Raw genomic sequence first — 15,913 nt, 5'->3', positions numbered from 1 at the left:
GCACGCACGGGCGGTTTGCTATTTCAACTACCGCGGTAGTTACACTTTGGGCGGTTGATGAAGCGCAGCACGGGACTGAATCCGGTATGACCGGGACGCTGATTCATGAGAACCAGCGCCCGAACAATTTAGCGACGCTTCATCCGGTCGATGATCACCGCCAGCAACAGGATCGTGCCGCGAATCACGTACTGGTAGAAGGTGTCGATGTTCTTGAGGTTCATCGCATTTTCGATAATCGCCAGAATCAGCACCCCGGCGATCACATGCCGGATCATGCCGATGCCGCCGCTCAGCGAAACCCCGCCCAGTACGCAGGCAGAAATGATCGTCAGCTCGAAGCCCTGCCCGATCATCGGCTGACCCGAGGTCATGCGCGAGGCCAGCACCACGCCTGCCAGTGCCCCCACCAGACCGTGGACGGCGAAGATGATGATCTTGGTACGGTCTACGTGTACACCCGCCAGCAGCGCAGCTTCCTGATTGCCGCCGATGGCCATGGTGTTGCGCCCGTAAGTGGTGTAATTGAGCAGCCAGCCGAAGAATATGAAGCAGGCGATGGTGATCAGAATCGGTACCGGCACGCCGTACACCTGGCCATTGCCAAAGATGAAGAAATCCTCGTTGGAAACGCCGACAGCCTTGCCGTTGGAGAAAATATACGCCAGGCCGCGCACGATCTGCATCGTTGCCAGGGTCGTGATCAGGGCGTTGATGCGCAGCTTGGCAATCACGATGCCGTTGATCAGGCCCACCACCAGTCCGAGCGCCAGAGCTGCCGAGACGCCCAGAAACACACTGTCGGTGTCGCGGATGACGATACTGGCGATCACCCCGGAACAGGCCAGCACCGAGCCGACCGAAAGGTCGAAGTGCCCGGACGCCAGGCAGAAGAGCATGGTGCAGGCAGCGATGCCCACTGTGGAAATCGCCAGGCCCAGACCCCGCATGTTGAGCGGCGACATGAAGTTGTCGATGAACACGGCACACAAAATGAAGATTCCCACGGCAGCCAGGAGCATCACCCAGTCATCGGCGAAACGACGCAGGTTCATGCCCTGACGGGGAGCCTGCAGGCTGGATTCGGTAGACATACGCACCTCTTTTTTATTGTTCATGGTCAGGGACCGATTGTCAGCCGCGCGTGCGAGGCAGAGCCAATTGCAGAAGTCGCGACTCGTCAGCCTCGTCGCGATTGAGTTCACCGGTGATTGCGCCTTCGCTCATCACCAGAATGCGGTCTGAAATGCCCATCACTTCCATCAGATCGCTGGAGACCACAATCACCGCGATACCGTCTGCGGCCAGGTTGTGGATGATCTCGTAAATCTCGGACTTGGCCCCGACGTCGATCCCGCGAGTCGGCTCGTCCAGCAGCAGGACTTTCATGGGCATCGACAGCCAGCGACCAAGAATCGCTTTCTGTTGATTGCCGCCAGAGAGGTACATGATCTGCTGCTCGGGCGATGGCGTCTTGACGTTCATCGACTTGATCTGGCTGCGTGCGTTGTCACGCTCCCAACTGCCCTGAATCAGGCAACCGAGATTCACGTGCCGGGGGCGCGCACCGATGTTGATGTTCTCCGCGACGCTGGACAGCGGCACGATGCCTTCTTTCTTGCGGTCCTCCGGGCAGAGCAGAATTCCGGCCTCGATGGCATCACGCGGTGACTTGAGTGTCAGCGGTTTGCCGTCCAGTTGCAGGCTGCCTGCAGAGCTGCGGGTAAGCCCCGAGAGCAGCCGGAACAGCTCGGTACGCCCGGCGCCGACCAGGCCGAAAAAGCCCAATACTTCGCCCTTCTGCACGGCAAAGGTGACCGGCTCATGCAGGCCCGGCCCCAGCAGGCCGGTGACGCGCAGACTTGGCCCCTGATGCTGACGCGGACGGTAGTTGTAGATGTTCTGTATATCGCGCCCGACCATACAGGTCACCAGTCGGTCGTGATCAAGATCAGCCATCTGTTCGAAGGTTTTTACAAAACGGCCGTCCTTGAACACCGTCACCGCATCACAGACACGGAAGATTTCTTCCATGCGATGCGACACGTAAAGAATCACTCGGCCCTCGTCGCGCAGGCGCACGATGATCGCCATCAGTCGGTCGATCTCGCGCGCCGACAGGCTGCTGGTGGGCTCGTCGAAGGCAATGACGTGGGCATTACGCGACATGGCCTTGGCGATCTCGACCAATTGCCGCTGCCCCAGCGAAAGATCGCCCAGACGTGTGCGTGGGTCTATCTCGTCAGCCAGGCCCTTGAGCAGCTCGCCGGCCCGGCGGTACATCGCACCGCGATTGATCAGACCGAAGCGATTGGGCATGTGCCCGAGCAGCAGGTTCTCGGCAACGGTCATTTCCGGCACCAGATGCAGCTCCTGGTGAATCACCGCCACGCCAGCCGCGATGCTCTCGGCGGTGGACTTGAACTGATAGCTCTGCTCGCCGATCTGCAAGGCGCCGCTGTTGGGCTGATAAGAGCCGCCGAGAATTTTCAGCAGCGTGGATTTACCGGCACCGTTTTCACCCATCAATGCATGGACGCTGCCGGGGCGCGCTTCGAAACTGATGTCCGAAAGCGCCTTGACGCCGGGGAAGACCTTGCCGATGCCGTTGAAGCGCAAGGCACCGCCTGTGGCGTATTGTTCGATAGCCTGTTGCATGAACCAATCTCCTCGCACGTGTGAGGGGCCTGAACATCAGGCCCCTCGTTCAGCTCACTTCCACAGACCACGCTCGGTCAGTATTTCCTGGAAGTTGGTGCGCTTGATCAGTGTCACGTCGTCCAGAGCGGTGTACTTGGGTGGTTCTGTGCCCTTGGTGGTCCACTCGTAAACATGCAACGCGGTGTCGTAACCCTCTTTGCCAGGGTTCGGCAACATAGAGCCAAAGAAGCCGCTTTTTTTCTTCTTGAGTTCGTCGATCGCATCGGTGCCGTTGATACCGATCCCGATCACGTTATCCGCTTCAAAGCCATTGGTAGAAGTCGCACGTACCCCACCCAATACGGTGTTGTCGTTCATACCGCCGATGATCAGCCTTTTGGCATCGCCTGGAAGTTTTGGCAGCGCCGAGTTGGTGGCGTCCATGCTGCCTGGCACATCGAGGGTTTTCTGTGCGGTGAAGACAATATGGTCCTTCGGCAGGCCGGCTTCCTCAAGTGACTTCACCGAACCATCCGTGCGTTTCTTGCCGGTATCCAGCTCGTTATAAGTGTTGATGATCGCGTAGGTGCCTTTCCAGCCATCCTCGTCCCACTTGCGACTTTTCGCTTCCTTGGCCATTTCGACGCCCTGCTTCTGGCCTACTTCAAAGGCAGCCATGCCCAGGTAAGGCACGTCCTCCATGAAGTTACCCTTGGCGTCGACAAAGCGATCATCCACGGCCATGACTTTCAATCCCAGCGCTTTGGCCTTGGCCACAATCGCAGGGCCGAGCGACACGTCAGGCGGGCAGATCACGAAGCCCTTGGCACCGTTGGCGGCGAGGTTATCGATAGCGGTCAGGGTCTTTTCACCATCTGGCACGGCAATCTTGATGACGGTAAAGCCATGCTCCTTGCCAGCTTTTTCGGCACCCGCCCATTCGGCCTGGAACCACGGTTCTTCAGCCTGCTTGACCAGAAAGCCGATTTTGACTTCTTCGGCAGCGGAGGTGATGCCACTCATGCCCAGAATGGCGGTAGTGACGGCGACACAGCACAGGGAACGAATCCCGTGACGACTCAACATAGCTAGCTCCTTATTTTTATTGAATAGCTACAACGTTCAGCGAGGTGGCGGTCGAGAACGCGAATGCGTCCGAAACCGGTCAAATAGTCATACCATATAACGGGTGACCGCTATGTAACCGAATGTCACCCTTGCATCTACCATCACGCTGCCGTCAAAAAAGACGGCGGCGCGATACGCTTATCAACCGGCGAAACGCTGACACGGCGTGCCCTTGACGCCGACCTGCGCCATCAGCAGCGCGCCATCGAAACGACCCTGTGCATCGGCAGGTGCGGCACTGGTGACGTACAACGTTTCCAGGTCAGGACCGCCGAATACACAACTGGTGGGATGGCTGACCGGCAGCTCCACAACCCGGTCAACACTGCCATCCGGGGCAAAACGGATCAGGCAATTGCCACCCCAGCGCGCATTCCAGACATACCCTTCGGCATCCATCGCCGAGCCGTCGGGTGAGCCTCGATCGTGTTTTGCAGCCCATACCTTGCGTGGCCCCAAAGCACCGTCTGCGAGCACCGGATAGTGATAAATGACGTCGTCCAGCGTATCGGCGCTGTACAGCACGCTACCCTCGTCATTCCACAACAGGGTGTTGACGATGCCCTGCCCGTCCAGCAAACGGGTCACGCGAGCATCAGGTTCAACGCGGAACAACCCGCCTGAACGACGCACCAGAGGCACGTCGCCGCCCTCGGCATCGATGTTGTTCTGCATGCTGCCAAGCCAAAGGTGGCCGCGCGCATCGCACCGCGCTTCGTTGGCGCGATTGCCAGGTGTGGGGTCTGCCACGCAGAACGGCACTAAAGAAGTCTTGTCGGAGTCCAGGTCCAGGCGATAAACGCCGCTGGCCAGTGTCACCAGTGCATCACCCTGCTCGGTCGGAATAAATGCAGAAACCGGCTCCGGCATGCGCCATTGGCGGATCTGCCCGGCGACCAGCCGACACGCCAGGAACCCGGAAATGTCGACCCAGTACAAAGCCTGCTCCTCGGCATCCCAGAAGGAGCCTTCGGCCAGCTTGAAACGGTGCTCGGAAACGGGCAGCCAGTTCATGAAAAATGTCCTTTGTTATTGTTGTAAAGGCACTTTTGGATGTTTGTGTCGCTGTCTTGTCCAACCTCTGCCTGCGCTGACCCGTTGCACGGATTTCAGGCTGCATGGCAAAAAAAACGGCAGATCGGCTAAGGTGAGTCACAAGCCTTCAGCGACGATGGTACTACTAAATAGTATTACAATTTATTTTTCAAGCTTCATTTTATAGGCTATACATCCATGCATCGGCTTGAATCCGATCAAATAGTCTTACCAATAACAATAAAAGCAGGCAGATCAGATGAAAAAACATGCGCTCCTCAGCACCCTTGGACTGTCCTTGATGATCAGCACCCTGACCGCACAGGCCGCCGCACTCTCCAGCGAACACAGCGCGTTCGGCCAACTGCCCGACGGCTCTGCCGTCGAAAAATACACCCTGCGCAACAGTCACGGCGTGCAGGCCAGCATCATCACCTACGGCGCGACGCTGCAATCGCTGCTGGTACCTGACAAGGCCGGAAAGGTCGAAGACATCGTCCTGGGTTTCGACGATGTTCAGGGCTATCAGAACAACGGTACGGTTTATTTCGGCGCGACCATCGGCCGCTTCGGCAACCGCCTGGCAGGCGGCAAATTCAGTCTGGATGGCAAAACCTATCAGGTCCCGCTCAACGACAAGACCAACGCGCTGCACGGCGGCACGCAGGGTTTTGACAAGCGCTTGTGGAAGGCAGAAGAAACCAGGACCGGTGATTCGGTTGGCGTGAAGCTGACCTACCTGTCGCCGGACGGCGAGATGGGTTTTCCAGGAGCCCTGCTGACTGAAGTGACCTACAGCCTGAATGAAAAAAACGAGCTGAAGATCGACTACCGCGCTACCACCGACAAACCGACGGTGCTGAACCTGACCAACCATAGTTATTTCAATCTGGCCGGCGCGGGCAGTGGTGATGTGCTCAAACAGGTCGCCACCCTCCACGCCTCGCACTACACCCCGGTCAACGAAAAGCTGATCCCGACCGGAGAACTGCCTGCTGTCGCCGGCACGCCCATGGACTTCCTCAAGCCCACCGCGTTCGGCAAACACATCAAGGATGATCATCAACAGTTGAAATACGCCGAACCCAAGCAAGGCGGGTTTGATTTCAACTGGGTGCTCGACACCAAGGGTGACGTGAAGAAACTGGCCGCCGAGGTCAGCGACCCGCAATCAGGCCGCCGACTGCAGCTGTTCACCACAGAGCCCGGCGTGCAGCTGTACACCGGTAACTTCCTGGATGGCAGCATTCACGGCAAGGCTGGCAAGGTCTACCCGCACTGGGGCGCCTTTACCCTGGAAACGCAGCATTATCCCGATGCGCCCAACCAGCCGAAATTCCCCAGCACCCGACTGGATCCTGGCAAGGCGTACACCCAGACCACTGTGTTCAAATTCCTCAACGACTGAAGCGTTGAGCTGCCCGGCGCCTGCAATCAGGGCGCCGGGCAGTTCAGGCTCACTGATTGCGCTTCATTGCCGCAGTCAGGGTATCGACGTTGTAACGGAACATCTTCGCGTAGGTTGACGCCGGGCCGTCGGCTGGCGACAGGGATTCCACGTACAGTTCACCCCCTGGTTGAGCGCCACTGGCTTCGGCTATCTGCTTGACCAGACGCGGGTCGCTGGAGTTTTCGAAGAAGTAGGCACTGACATGTTCGGTCTTGATCTGACGGATCAGTTTCGAAACATCGGCGGCCGACGCCTCAGATTCGGTAGACAAGCCCAGCGGCGACAGGAAGTTCACCCCGTAGGCATCGCCGAAGTAGCCGAACGCGTCATGAGAGGTGAGGATCTTGCGTCTGGCAGCCGGAATCGAACGGATCTGATCACGTGCATAGCTATCCAGCTGCTGCAACTCAACGATGTAGCGATCACCATTGGCCTGATACACGCTGGCCCCTTCCGGATCGGCTTTCTTCAGCGCTGCGATGATGTTGCGCACATAAATCACGCCATTGGCCGCGCTGTTCCAGGCATGCGGGTCGACAATGCGCTTGCCGTCCTCATCCATGCTGCGGGTCTTGATGCCCTCCGACAGTACCACAGGCTGCCCCTTGTAACCTGAAGCCTTGATGAGACGATCCATCCAGCCCTCAAGATGCAGGCCGCTGACAAATACAAGATCGGCATTTTTCAGCGCCTGGGCGTCACTCGGTGTGGGCTCGTAAACGTGTGGATCGCCGTTCGGACCGATCAGCGATTTGACGTGCACACGGTCACCGCCGACCGTACTGACCATGTCGGCAATGACTGTGAACGAGGCAACGGCTTCCAGCGGTTTGGCCTGGGCCAGGCTGGCGAATGCCGACAGCGCCAGTGCAGCCAGGGAACTCAACATCATCAATCGTTTCATGACGTACCTTTTTCAGTGAGCCAGGTGAGGTTTGGGGAACAGCCGACGCACGATGCCCGTGCGCCCGAACAACAGGGAGATGCCGTAGAACGCACTGGCCGTCAGCACGATGGCCGGCCCCGAGGCGACGCCAAGGTGGTAGGAAACGATCAGCCCGATCAGCCCGGACAAGGTCGCCAGCAGCGTCGAAATCACCATCAGGCCACTCAGCGAGTGGGTCCAGAAACGTGCCGCGGTTGCCGGCAGCATCATCATGCCCACGGCCATCAAGGTGCCCAGCGCCTGAAAGCCTGCGACCAGGTTGAGCACCACCAGCAGCAGAAACAGAACGTGGTACAGCGAGCCGCGCCCGCCGACCGCACGCAGAAAGCCCGGATCGAAGCACTCCAGTACCAGTGGGCGATAGATGATCGCCAGCAGAATCAGGGTGAAGGAGGCAATGCTGCCGACCATGTAAATAGCGGTGTCATCGATGGCCAGAATGGTGCCGAACAGCACATGCAGCAGATCGACGCTGGAACCGTGCAGCGAGACAATCAGCACCCCGGCGGCCAGCGAGGTCAGATAGAAGCTGGCAAAGCTGGCGTCTTCGCGTAGCGAGGTCAGTCGACTCACCAGACCGGACAGCAAAGCCACTGCCAGCCCGGCGATCAGGCCGCCGAAGCCCATTGCCGGCAACGACAGCCCGGCGACCATAAAGCCCACCGCTGCGCCCGGCAGCACCGCATGGCTCATCGCATCGCCTACCAGGCTCATGCGCCGCAACATCAACAGCACGCCGACCGGCCCCGAGCCGATGCCCAGTGCCAGACACGCCACCAGTGCACGGCGCATGAAACCGAATTCGATAAAAGGCTCGACCACCAGGCTATAGAGCATCATGCGTCGTCGTCCTCGGCATCACACAGCAAGGCATCCGGGCTCCAGTACTCGGCCATGTTGCGCGCCTTGCGCAGGTTGGCAACGCTGAGCACCTGGGCTGTCTCGCCCCAGGCGATGGCTTCGCGAGCCATCAGCAAGGTTTGCGGAAAGTGCTGACGAACCTGTTCGATATCGTGCAGTACGGCAATCACCGTACGCCCCTGACCGTGCCAGGCGCGAACCAGCTGTAATAGATCACGCGTGGTGCGCGCGTCGATGGCGGTGAACGGTTCATCCAGGAGGATCACCGAGGCGTCCTGCAACAACAGTCGGGCGAACAGCACCCGCTGAAACTGACCCGACGACAGCGAGCCCACGCTACGCCCTTCAAACCCCTCGAGGCCGACGGTCATCAGCGCCTCGCCGGTCAGGCGCGCATGATTGCGAGTCAGACTGCGAAACGGGCCGATGCTGTGCCAGGCGCCCATCGACACCGTATCGGCGACGCTCAACGGAAAGCTGCGATCGATTTCCGCAGCCTGCGGCAGATAGCCAATCGTGCGGGTTGCCAGACGCCCCCGATCGACGCGTCCCTGAGCAGGCTTCATGGTGCCGGCGATGGCTTTGATCAGCGTCGATTTACCCGCGCCGTTGGGCCCGACAATAGCCGTCAGACTACCGGCTTCGAAGCGCCCGCTGATGTGGTGCACTGCAGGGCGGCGCTCGTACGCCACCGTGAGGTTTTCCAGAGCGATGGCCGCACTCATGGAACTGCCACCGACCAGCCAATCGCCAGCCAGAGCAATATCAGTATCGCCAGGGAAAACAGGACCCGCTTCCAGGCCGACTGGGCCATCACGGAGCCTGCTATCGAAGCGCTTGCTGTCGAAGCGTCAGAAGAATTTTTCAAGTAAAAGTAACCTGCAACTATTTGTTACAGTATTACATACCAAACACGTATGTGTTATTAAATAACATTCATGCTGGCACCTTGCTTTCCACTCATGCAGATCAAAGCCTGCGTGAATCCGATCCGGCATCGCCTCGCAGAACTCCGCCGTGCGGTACTTGTGACACTGCTCGCGCCCCTATACTGTATATACAAACAGTCAAGGGGCACTTCATGCAGCTTATCGACAAGCTCAGCATTCTGGCAGACGCCGCCAAGTACGATGCGTCGTGCGCCAGCAGTGGAGCACCCAAGCGCGGCTCGCAGGACAAGTCCGGGCTCGGCTCTACCAATGGCATGGGCATCTGCCACAGCTACACGCCAGATGGGCGTTGCGTGTCGCTGCTGAAAATCCTGCTGACCAACTTCTGTCTTTACGACTGCCAGTACTGCGTCAACCGCCGCTCCAGCGATGTGCCACGAGCGCGCTTCAGTCCCGAAGAAGTGGTCACCCTGACGCTGGACTTCTATCGCCGCAATTGCGTGAGCGGGCTGTTTTTGAGTTCCGGGATCATTCGCTCTGCGGACTACACCATGGAGCAACTGGTCGAAGTTGCCCGGCTGTTGCGCGAGGTACATGAGTTTCGCGGCTACATCCACCTCAAAACCATCCCTGACGCCGATCCGGCGCTGATCGAAAAGGCCGGCCGCTATGCCGACCGCCTCAGCGTCAACATCGAACTGCCGACCGACCTGAGCCTGCAGACCCTCGCCCCGGAAAAAGACGTCGCCTCGATCAAGCAAGCCATGCAGACGATCTACACCGGCGAGCAGACGGTGCGCAACGAGCCTCGCTCGCCGCGCTTTGCGCCTGCCGGGCAGAGCACGCAGATGATTGTCGGTGCCGATGCCACCGACGACAGCACCATCCTGCACAGCGCGCAGTCGTTGTACAGCAACTTCAAGCTGCGCCGGGTCTACTACTCTGCGTTCAGCCCGATACCCAACAGCCCCAACAGCGTTCCCCTGGCGGCACCGCCGCTGATGCGCGAGCATCGCCTGTATCAGGCTGATTTTCTGCTGCGCGGATATGGCTTCACTGCCGGTGAGCTGCTCGACGGTCCCGGTGATCTGGCGCTGGACATTGACCCCAAACTGGCCTGGGCTCTGGGCAACCGGCAGGTTTTCCCGTTGGACCTGAACCAGGCCGACCCGGCACTGATCGCCAGGGTGCCGGGTATTGGCATTCGCACTACGCAGCGGCTGGTCGAGCTGCGCAGACAGCGTCGCATCCGCTATGAAGACCTCACCCGCATGCGCTGCATACTGGCCAAGGCCAAGCCGTTCATCATTACCAGTGATTACCATCCGCCGCATGCGGAAACCACCAGCGAGTTCCTGCATCACCAGTTGCGCGACCGGCCTCAGCCTCAGCAAATGGGGCTGTGGGGATGATCTGCCTCGACTGCGACGACCTGTTCGATACCTGGCGGCAACAGGCTCGCTGGCTGTTGAGCCATGAAATCGATCCCAGCCAGGTCAGCTGGAAGTCGCCGGATGCCGCCGACCTGTTCGGCAGCGAAGAAGAGTATCCCAGGGAGGCCGGGCCTTTTCAGGCAAGGGTTCCGCTGGAGCTGGTGCAGTTGCTGGAAAGCGCGTCGCGTTACCGGGGCGATCAGCGCTGGAGCCTGCTGTACGAAGTGCTGTGGCGCGTGACTCACGGCGACCGCACAGCGATGATGGCCGGCGACAAGCTCGGCAGTGAATTGCATCGTCGCCTGAAATCGGTAAGGCGCGAGGCCCATCATCTGCATGCGTTCCTGCGATTTGTCGCGCTGCCGTCCGTGGCTGACGACGAAGCCCTGATGCGCCCGCAGTACGTGGCCTGGCACGAACCGGCCCACGATATTCTGCTCAGTGCCAGCGAGCATTTCATCGGCCGCATGGGTCAGCACCGCTGGATGATCGCCACGCCTCAGGACGGCGTGTATTACGACGGCCAGCAATTGATTCATGAACGACGCTGCCCGCCTGCCTGGCAGACCATGGCCCGGCAGGTGGAAGACCCGCATGGTGAACTGTGGCTGACCTACTACAGCCACATCTTCAACCCTGCGCGCCTGAACCCCAAGGTCATGGAAGGCCACTTCCCTTCGCGCTTCTGGAAAAACCTGCCGGAAGGCCCGCTGATTCCGGCCCTCATCACCCAGGCTCGCACCGGCAAGCAGCGTGACGGCCAGGCCAGCGACATCGCCGCCAGACGCGGCAAGAAAATTGCGCTGAAGGATTGAGAGCGAGAGGCAAAGGCATCCTCAGGATCGAACGCAGAGCGTCCGGAAAGCCATGCCCACGCGGAGCACTCGGCGTAGCGGTCCGCTGCCGGGCCTTCTTCCAGAAACCAGCGATTGAACCAACCTCTGCGTCGGCGGCTCACAGCTGTGGCAGCCGCGACGCTGCCTGCACCCCAGATGATAAGGTGACCAGTCGCAAGAAAACGGCCACCCGAGGTTCAAACATGCTCGACAGCCCAACCCGACATCTGCTCGACACGCTATGCCAGGCAATGGCCGACAAACCGTTTCTGGTGGTGACCGGCGCAGGCATCAGCACCGCATCCGGCATACCGGACTACCGCGACAAGGACGGCGTGCGGCGCGGCAAGCAGCCGATGATGTATCAGGAATTTCTCGGCAACCCCGCAGCGCGCCAGCGCTACTGGGCACGCGCGATGCTCGGCTGGCCGCGGATCCGCGCGGCACAGGCCAATACCGCGCATCGAGGTCTGGCTGCTCTGCAGGCTGAAAACGCTATCACAGGACTGATCACCCAGAATGTCGATGCACTGCACACGCAGGCCGGAAGCCGGGACGTCATCGAACTGCACGGCAGCCTGCACCGGGTGCTGTGCCTGGATTGCCAGCAGCGCAGCGACCGGGCAGCCATTCAAGAGCAGATGCTGGAGCAAAACCCTTATCTGATCGGCGTCCACGCGACACAGGCGCCGGACGGCGACACCCTGCTCGACCCGGCTTTCGAGTCCAGCTTCAAGGTGCCTCTCTGCCCGCATTGTGAAGGCGACAGGCTCAAGCCGGACGTCGTGTTCTTCGGTGAAAACGTCGCCGCGCAGACCGCTGCCAAAGCAATGCAGAGTGTCGAAGAGGCTGAAGGTCTGCTGGTGGTCGGCACGTCACTGATGGCCTGGTCGGCATTCCGCCTGTGCAAGGCGATGGCCGAACAGGGCAAGCCGGTCATCGCCATCAACCATGGCAAGACCCGGGCCGACGAATTGCTTGAAATGAAAATCCAGGCGTCCTGCGAGCAGGTATTACCGTGGCTCGCCGAGCAGCTGGTTTCGCGTTAAAACAGCCCCAACTGCCCACCGATCAGGGTGCTGAAATCGTCGTTAACGAACGGCAGGATGGCATCTGCCAGCGGTTGCAACTGACGAGTCACGTAGTGATCGTAGTCGATCGGGGCGTGGCGAATTTCCAGCGGCTCCGGCCCGGCGGTGGTCATTACGTAGCTGATCCAGCCGCCACTTTGATACTGACGCGGTCGCCCCTGCTGGTCGTTGTATTCGTCGGCCAGCCGCGCGGCGCGTACATGGGGCGGCACATTACGCTGGTAGTCATCGAGCTTGCGACGCAGGCGCTTGCGGTAGATCAACAGGTCATCCAGCTCGCCTGACAGGGTGCGCTGCACATAGTCACGCACGTAATCCTGATACGGCTGACGCTTGAAGATCCGCAGGTACAGTTCCTGCTGAAACTGCTGAGCCAGTGGCGACCAGTCGGTGCGTACGGTTTCGAGGCCCTTGTAGACCATCTCTTCGGACCCGTCAGCGCGGGTCACCAGACCGGCATAGCGCTTCTTGCTGCCCTCCTCCGCACCGCGCACGGTGGGCATCAGGAAGCGCCGAAAATGCGTTTCGTATTGCAGCTCAAGGGCGCTGTGCAAACCGTACTCGGCGTGCAAGTGCTCGCGCCACCACTGGTTGACCTGCTGCACCAGCGCCTTGCCGATGCTTGCCGCCTCTTCCTGTCCGTGAGGGCGGCCCAGCCAGACAAAGGTCGAGTCGGTATCGCCATAGATCACGGTGTAGCCCTGCGCCTGAATGAGGTCGCGGGTCTTGAGCATGATTTCATGCCCGCGCAGGGTGATCGATGAAGCCAGGCGCGGATCGAAAAAGCGGCAGCCGCTCGAACCCAACACACCGTAGAAGGCATTCATGATGATTTTCAGCGCCTGGGACAAGGGCGCGTTCTGCTCGCGCTTGGCGGCTTCCCGCCCCTGCCACACTCGCTCGACGATGGCTGGCAGGCTGTGACGTGTGCGTGAAAAGCGCGCACCGCGAAAGCCTGGCACCGACTCGCTGTCCGCCGGATGCCGCAGGCCTTCGATCAAGCCCACCGGATCAATCAGAAAGGTACGAATGATCGACGGGTAAAGGCTTTTGTAGTCCAGCACCAGCACCGACTCGTACAGCCCTGGCTGGGAATCCATGACAAAACCGCCAGGGCTGGCCTCCGGCAGGCGCTCGCCCAAGTTGGGCGCAACGAAACCCTGACGATGCATCAGCGGGATATACAAATGGCAGAAAGCGGCAACCGAACCGCCGCTGCGGTCGGCAGGCAGACCGGTGACCGTGGCGCGCTCAAGCAGAAAGGTCAGCAGTTGCGTCTTGGCAAAGATGCGCGTGACCAGTTCGCAGTCCTTGATGTTGTAACGCGCCAGCGCCGGCTTGTCCTCGGCGAACATGCGGTTGATTTCGTCCATGCGCTGATAAGGCGTGTCGATGGCCTTGCCTTCGCCCAGCAGGGTCTGCGCGACGTATTCAAGGCTGAATGACGGAAAACTCCAGGTCGCCGAGCGCAATGCCTCGATGCCGTCGATAATCAGCCGCCCGCTCACCTCGGCAAAAAAATGGTTGTTGCGACTGCCATGCTCACGCCAGCCCATCGCTTCACCGCCACGTCCGAGCCTTAACGGCACTTGCAGGCGCTGGGCATGCTCATGCAGCACGCGCAAATCGAACTGGATGACGTTCCAGCCGATAATCGCGTCAGGGTCGTGCAGCGCCAGCCAGTCGTTGAGACGTTCCAGCAACTGCGCGCGGGTATCGCAATAGGCGAGCTGAAAATCCAGCGGCTCGTCGCCACCATTGGCCGGCCCCAGCATGTAGACCTGGCGTTGCCCACAGCCCTCCAGTGCAATCGAATACAGCTCGCCGCGTGCCGTGGTTTCGATATCCAGTGATACCAGTTTCAGGTTGGGACGGTAATCGGGCGATGGCCTGATCTGCGCGTCACAAAGCACGCCATCGGCATCCAGCGTGCCGCCAAACTGCACAGGCGCAGTGATAAAGCGCTCCATCAGGTAGCGCTCGGGCGGGCGAATGTCCGCTTCGTAGACGTCCACGTTGCCTCTGCGCAGCAGCTTTTCGATGTTCATCAACTGGCGGTGCTGCTGACAATACACACCCAGCACCGGGCGATGACGGAAATCACAGAGTTCCAGCGGGCGCAGCTCTACGCCACGTTCGGTGCGCAATAACGATCGGGCGCGCTCACCCTGCTCGGCAGGAATAAAGGCGACAGAAGGCTGGCAAGGCAGACGGATATGGCGCGGCCCCTGATCGGTGGCCAACCAGAAGTCGACCTCGGTCCCGGCGGGCGTGTCTTGCCAGTGCCGACTCAGGATAAAGCCCTGCTGTACATCCAACGCTGTTACCTCGACCGCCCGGTGAAACAATTGATTCTACTTGGCTATGAAGCTAAAGGCGCGTCTGGCAGGCGAATTAGCGGCACATTGAGGGCGTGGATAATTGATTCCTCCTATTCCCGTGATCTTTATTTACTGCTTGCTCGATGCTGCGCGCTGGATGATTCTGTAGTGGTTCCGGCAATGCACTACAGCCAGCCAGGTCCCGATCGCGGAGAGCCCCATGAAAACTGTCGCCCAGCTACTGAAATTGAAAGACCTGCAGAACCAGCAAGTGCATACCATTGGCCCGGATCAGATGGTGCTCGACGCACTCAGGTTAATGGCTGAAAAGAACATCGGTGCGCTGCCGGTGGTCGAGGGCAACGAAGTGGTGGGCGTCATCAGTGAGCGCGACTACGCGCGCAAGGTGGTCCTCAAGGGGCGCTCGTCGGTGGGTACACCAGTGAGGGACATCATGAGCAGCAAAGTGATTACTGTCGACTCGCAGCGCAGCGTCGAGGCGTGCATGAGCATCATGACCGACAGCCATCTGCGCCACCTGCCAGTCGTTGAAGGCGGGCAGTTGCTGGGCCTGCTGTCCATCGGTGACCTGGTGAAGGAAGCCATTGCAGAACAGGCGAGTCTTATCAAGCAGCTCGAGCAGTACATTCGCGGCGAATGACCTGAGCAGCGCGTCAGGCGCAGCGCGCGATTGCCGCGCGCTACGCCGTTCACTCAGTCGTCCAGCGTCTTGCCGGGCGCCCCGCCCTTGACCGGTTTGCCCGGTTTTTCGACAGGCGCGGGCTTGGCTGGCGGCTCTGGAGCAGGCGCCACGGCTTCCTGCTCGCGCATCGGCATCTGGTCGATGGTGGCAAAGATCTCTTTGAGGTCTATGGATTCTGACTTCCCGATAGTTTTATCGATCTTTTTCTCGCCGTCCTTGCCCACCAGAATGACCTTGGTACCGACGCCTGCGCCCAGCTTCAATTCACGAATCAAGGCCATGGTCGACTGCGGGTCCATGCTTTTGCCGTCACGTTCGCCGATAGTATTCACCACCGTGAACAGCACCATATTGCGCTCCGTGAAATCTTTATGATTGGCAGGTTCCTTCAGCGCGTCCTTGAGGTGACCCAGCGCCGGATCAGCCTGGCTGGGTGCGATGATGATCAAGGGACGCGACTTGCCGCGCTCCTGTGCCAAAGGGCCGTCGCTGTCGGCAGCAAGCGCTGTACCGGCAGCGACAAGCAGGGTGGCGAGGGTCAGGGACCGGATTAACATGGTGGGCTCCTTTCAAATCCAT

The 15,913-nt window shown here is 59.9% G+C and carries 14 protein-coding genes; 5 read left to right on the top strand and 9 right to left on the bottom strand.

The features are described 5' to 3' along the window. Positions 1-128 precede the first annotated feature (128 nt). From araH to PI739_RS17920, 4 genes are all read right to left on the bottom strand, one after another. The gene (araH, locus tag PI739_RS17935; RefSeq protein WP_003369163.1) at positions 129-1,094 is read right to left on the bottom strand and encodes an L-arabinose ABC transporter permease AraH; all 966 of its coding nucleotides are present in this window, start codon (positions 1,092-1,094) and stop codon (positions 129-131) included. Positions 1,095-1,134: 40 nt separating this feature from the next. Continuing rightward, the gene (gene araG, locus PI739_RS17930; protein ID WP_003416308.1) at positions 1,135-2,658 is read right to left on the bottom strand and encodes an L-arabinose ABC transporter ATP-binding protein AraG; all 1,524 of its coding nucleotides are present in this window, start codon (positions 2,656-2,658) and stop codon (positions 1,135-1,137) included. A gap of 54 nt (positions 2,659-2,712) precedes the next feature. Continuing rightward, on the bottom strand, positions 2,713-3,726 hold the full coding sequence (locus tag PI739_RS17925) for a substrate-binding domain-containing protein (protein WP_003434236.1): 1,014 nt from the start codon (positions 3,724-3,726) through the stop codon (positions 2,713-2,715). Between the two features lie 183 nt (positions 3,727-3,909). After that, complete coding sequence (locus PI739_RS17920; protein ID WP_003434238.1) at positions 3,910-4,782, bottom strand: SMP-30/gluconolactonase/LRE family protein; 873 nt, start codon at positions 4,780-4,782, stop codon at positions 3,910-3,912. A 280-nt stretch (positions 4,783-5,062) separates the two neighbouring features. Here PI739_RS17920 and PI739_RS17915 point away from each other — a divergent pair, with 280 nt between their 5' ends. Further along, positions 5,063-6,211 carry an aldose epimerase family protein gene (locus PI739_RS17915; RefSeq protein WP_129484726.1) on the top strand — a complete coding sequence of 383 codons (1,149 nt, stop codon included), beginning with the start codon at positions 5,063-5,065 and terminating at the stop codon, positions 6,209-6,211. Between the two features lie 49 nt (positions 6,212-6,260). Here PI739_RS17915 and PI739_RS17910 read toward each other — a convergent pair whose 3' ends face one another. The 3 genes from PI739_RS17910 to aztA are packed head-to-tail and all read right to left on the bottom strand — an operon-like array spanning position 6,261 to position 8,785. Next, positions 6,261-7,157 carry a metal ABC transporter substrate-binding protein gene (locus PI739_RS17910; protein ID WP_054081516.1) on the bottom strand — a complete coding sequence of 299 codons (897 nt, stop codon included), beginning with the start codon at positions 7,155-7,157 and terminating at the stop codon, positions 6,261-6,263. Between the two features lie 12 nt (positions 7,158-7,169). Then, positions 7,170-8,039 (bottom strand): metal ABC transporter permease, encoded by an 870-nt coding sequence (locus tag PI739_RS17905; protein ID WP_003410031.1) that lies wholly within the window; start codon positions 8,037-8,039, stop codon positions 7,170-7,172. Continuing rightward, positions 8,036-8,785: a zinc ABC transporter ATP-binding protein AztA gene (gene aztA / locus PI739_RS17900; RefSeq protein ID WP_003369147.1), complete on the bottom strand. Its 750-nt coding sequence runs from the start codon at positions 8,783-8,785 to the stop codon at positions 8,036-8,038. The genes PI739_RS17905 and aztA overlap by 4 nt, the downstream gene beginning before the upstream one ends. Before the next feature lie 356 nt (positions 8,786-9,141). Here aztA and PI739_RS17895 point away from each other — a divergent pair, with 356 nt between their 5' ends. The 3 genes from PI739_RS17895 (at position 9,142) to PI739_RS17885 (ending at position 12,268) form a co-directional block, all read left to right on the top strand. Further along, positions 9,142-10,362 (top strand): putative DNA modification/repair radical SAM protein, encoded by a 1,221-nt coding sequence (locus PI739_RS17895; protein WP_271352071.1) that lies wholly within the window; start codon positions 9,142-9,144, stop codon positions 10,360-10,362. Further along, positions 10,359-11,198 (top strand): TIGR03915 family putative DNA repair protein, encoded by an 840-nt coding sequence (locus PI739_RS17890; protein WP_003369140.1) that lies wholly within the window; start codon positions 10,359-10,361, stop codon positions 11,196-11,198. Before PI739_RS17895 ends, PI739_RS17890 begins: the two co-directional genes overlap by 4 nt. Before the next feature lie 224 nt (positions 11,199-11,422). Continuing rightward, entirely contained in the window at positions 11,423-12,268 is an 846-nt protein-coding gene (locus tag PI739_RS17885) for an NAD-dependent protein deacetylase (protein ID WP_248670599.1), read from the top strand. Here PI739_RS17885 and PI739_RS17880 read toward each other — a convergent pair. After that, on the bottom strand, positions 12,265-14,628 hold the full coding sequence (locus PI739_RS17880) for a DNA polymerase II (protein WP_054081517.1): 2,364 nt from the start codon (positions 14,626-14,628) through the stop codon (positions 12,265-12,267). The genes PI739_RS17885 and PI739_RS17880 overlap by 4 nt on opposite strands. Before the next feature lie 223 nt (positions 14,629-14,851). Here PI739_RS17880 and PI739_RS17875 point away from each other — a divergent pair, with 223 nt between their 5' ends. Next, a complete protein-coding gene (locus tag PI739_RS17875) occupies positions 14,852-15,292 on the top strand; it encodes a CBS domain-containing protein (RefSeq protein WP_003434249.1) in 441 nt (146 codons plus the stop codon). A 53-nt stretch (positions 15,293-15,345) separates the two neighbouring features. Here the strand turns inward: PI739_RS17875 and PI739_RS17870 are convergent, their stop codons facing one another. After that, complete coding sequence (locus PI739_RS17870) at positions 15,346-15,891, bottom strand: DUF4174 domain-containing protein (RefSeq protein WP_003434251.1); 546 nt, start codon at positions 15,889-15,891, stop codon at positions 15,346-15,348. Positions 15,892-15,913: the final 22 nt, after the last annotated feature.

The sequence above is a fragment of the Pseudomonas cerasi genome (assembly GCF_027983475.1).
Lineage (GTDB): Bacteria > Pseudomonadota > Gammaproteobacteria > Pseudomonadales > Pseudomonadaceae > Aquipseudomonas > Aquipseudomonas cerasi.
The sequence above is the reverse complement of the archived record's forward strand: the minus strand, read 5'-3'. Positions and strand labels throughout refer to the sequence as shown.

Bases quoted from the DNA above. Each gene is read 5' to 3' on its own strand.
- araH (WP_003369163.1), bottom strand. From the start codon at position 1,094: ATGTCTACCGAATCCAGCCTGCAGGCTCCCCGTCAGGGCATGAACCTG.
- araG (WP_003416308.1), bottom strand. From the start codon at position 2,658: ATGCAACAGGCTATCGAACAATACGCCACAGGCGGTGCCTTGCGCTTC.
- PI739_RS17925 (WP_003434236.1), bottom strand. From the start codon at position 3,726: ATGTTGAGTCGTCACGGGATTCGTTCCCTGTGCTGTGTCGCCGTCACT.
- PI739_RS17920 (WP_003434238.1), bottom strand. From the start codon at position 4,782: ATGAACTGGCTGCCCGTTTCCGAGCACCGTTTCAAGCTGGCCGAAGGC.
- PI739_RS17915 (WP_129484726.1), top strand. From the start codon at position 5,063: ATGAAAAAACATGCGCTCCTCAGCACCCTTGGACTGTCCTTGATGATC.
- PI739_RS17910 (WP_054081516.1), bottom strand. From the start codon at position 7,157: ATGAAACGATTGATGATGTTGAGTTCCCTGGCTGCACTGGCGCTGTCG.
- PI739_RS17905 (WP_003410031.1), bottom strand. From the start codon at position 8,039: ATGATGCTCTATAGCCTGGTGGTCGAGCCTTTTATCGAATTCGGTTTC.
- aztA (WP_003369147.1), bottom strand. From the start codon at position 8,785: ATGAGTGCGGCCATCGCTCTGGAAAACCTCACGGTGGCGTACGAGCGC.
- PI739_RS17895 (WP_271352071.1), top strand. From the start codon at position 9,142: ATGCAGCTTATCGACAAGCTCAGCATTCTGGCAGACGCCGCCAAGTAC.
- PI739_RS17890 (WP_003369140.1), top strand. From the start codon at position 10,359: ATGATCTGCCTCGACTGCGACGACCTGTTCGATACCTGGCGGCAACAG.
- PI739_RS17885 (WP_248670599.1), top strand. From the start codon at position 11,423: ATGCTCGACAGCCCAACCCGACATCTGCTCGACACGCTATGCCAGGCA.
- PI739_RS17875 (WP_003434249.1), top strand. From the start codon at position 14,852: ATGAAAACTGTCGCCCAGCTACTGAAATTGAAAGACCTGCAGAACCAG.
- PI739_RS17870 (WP_003434251.1), bottom strand. From the start codon at position 15,891: ATGTTAATCCGGTCCCTGACCCTCGCCACCCTGCTTGTCGCTGCCGGT.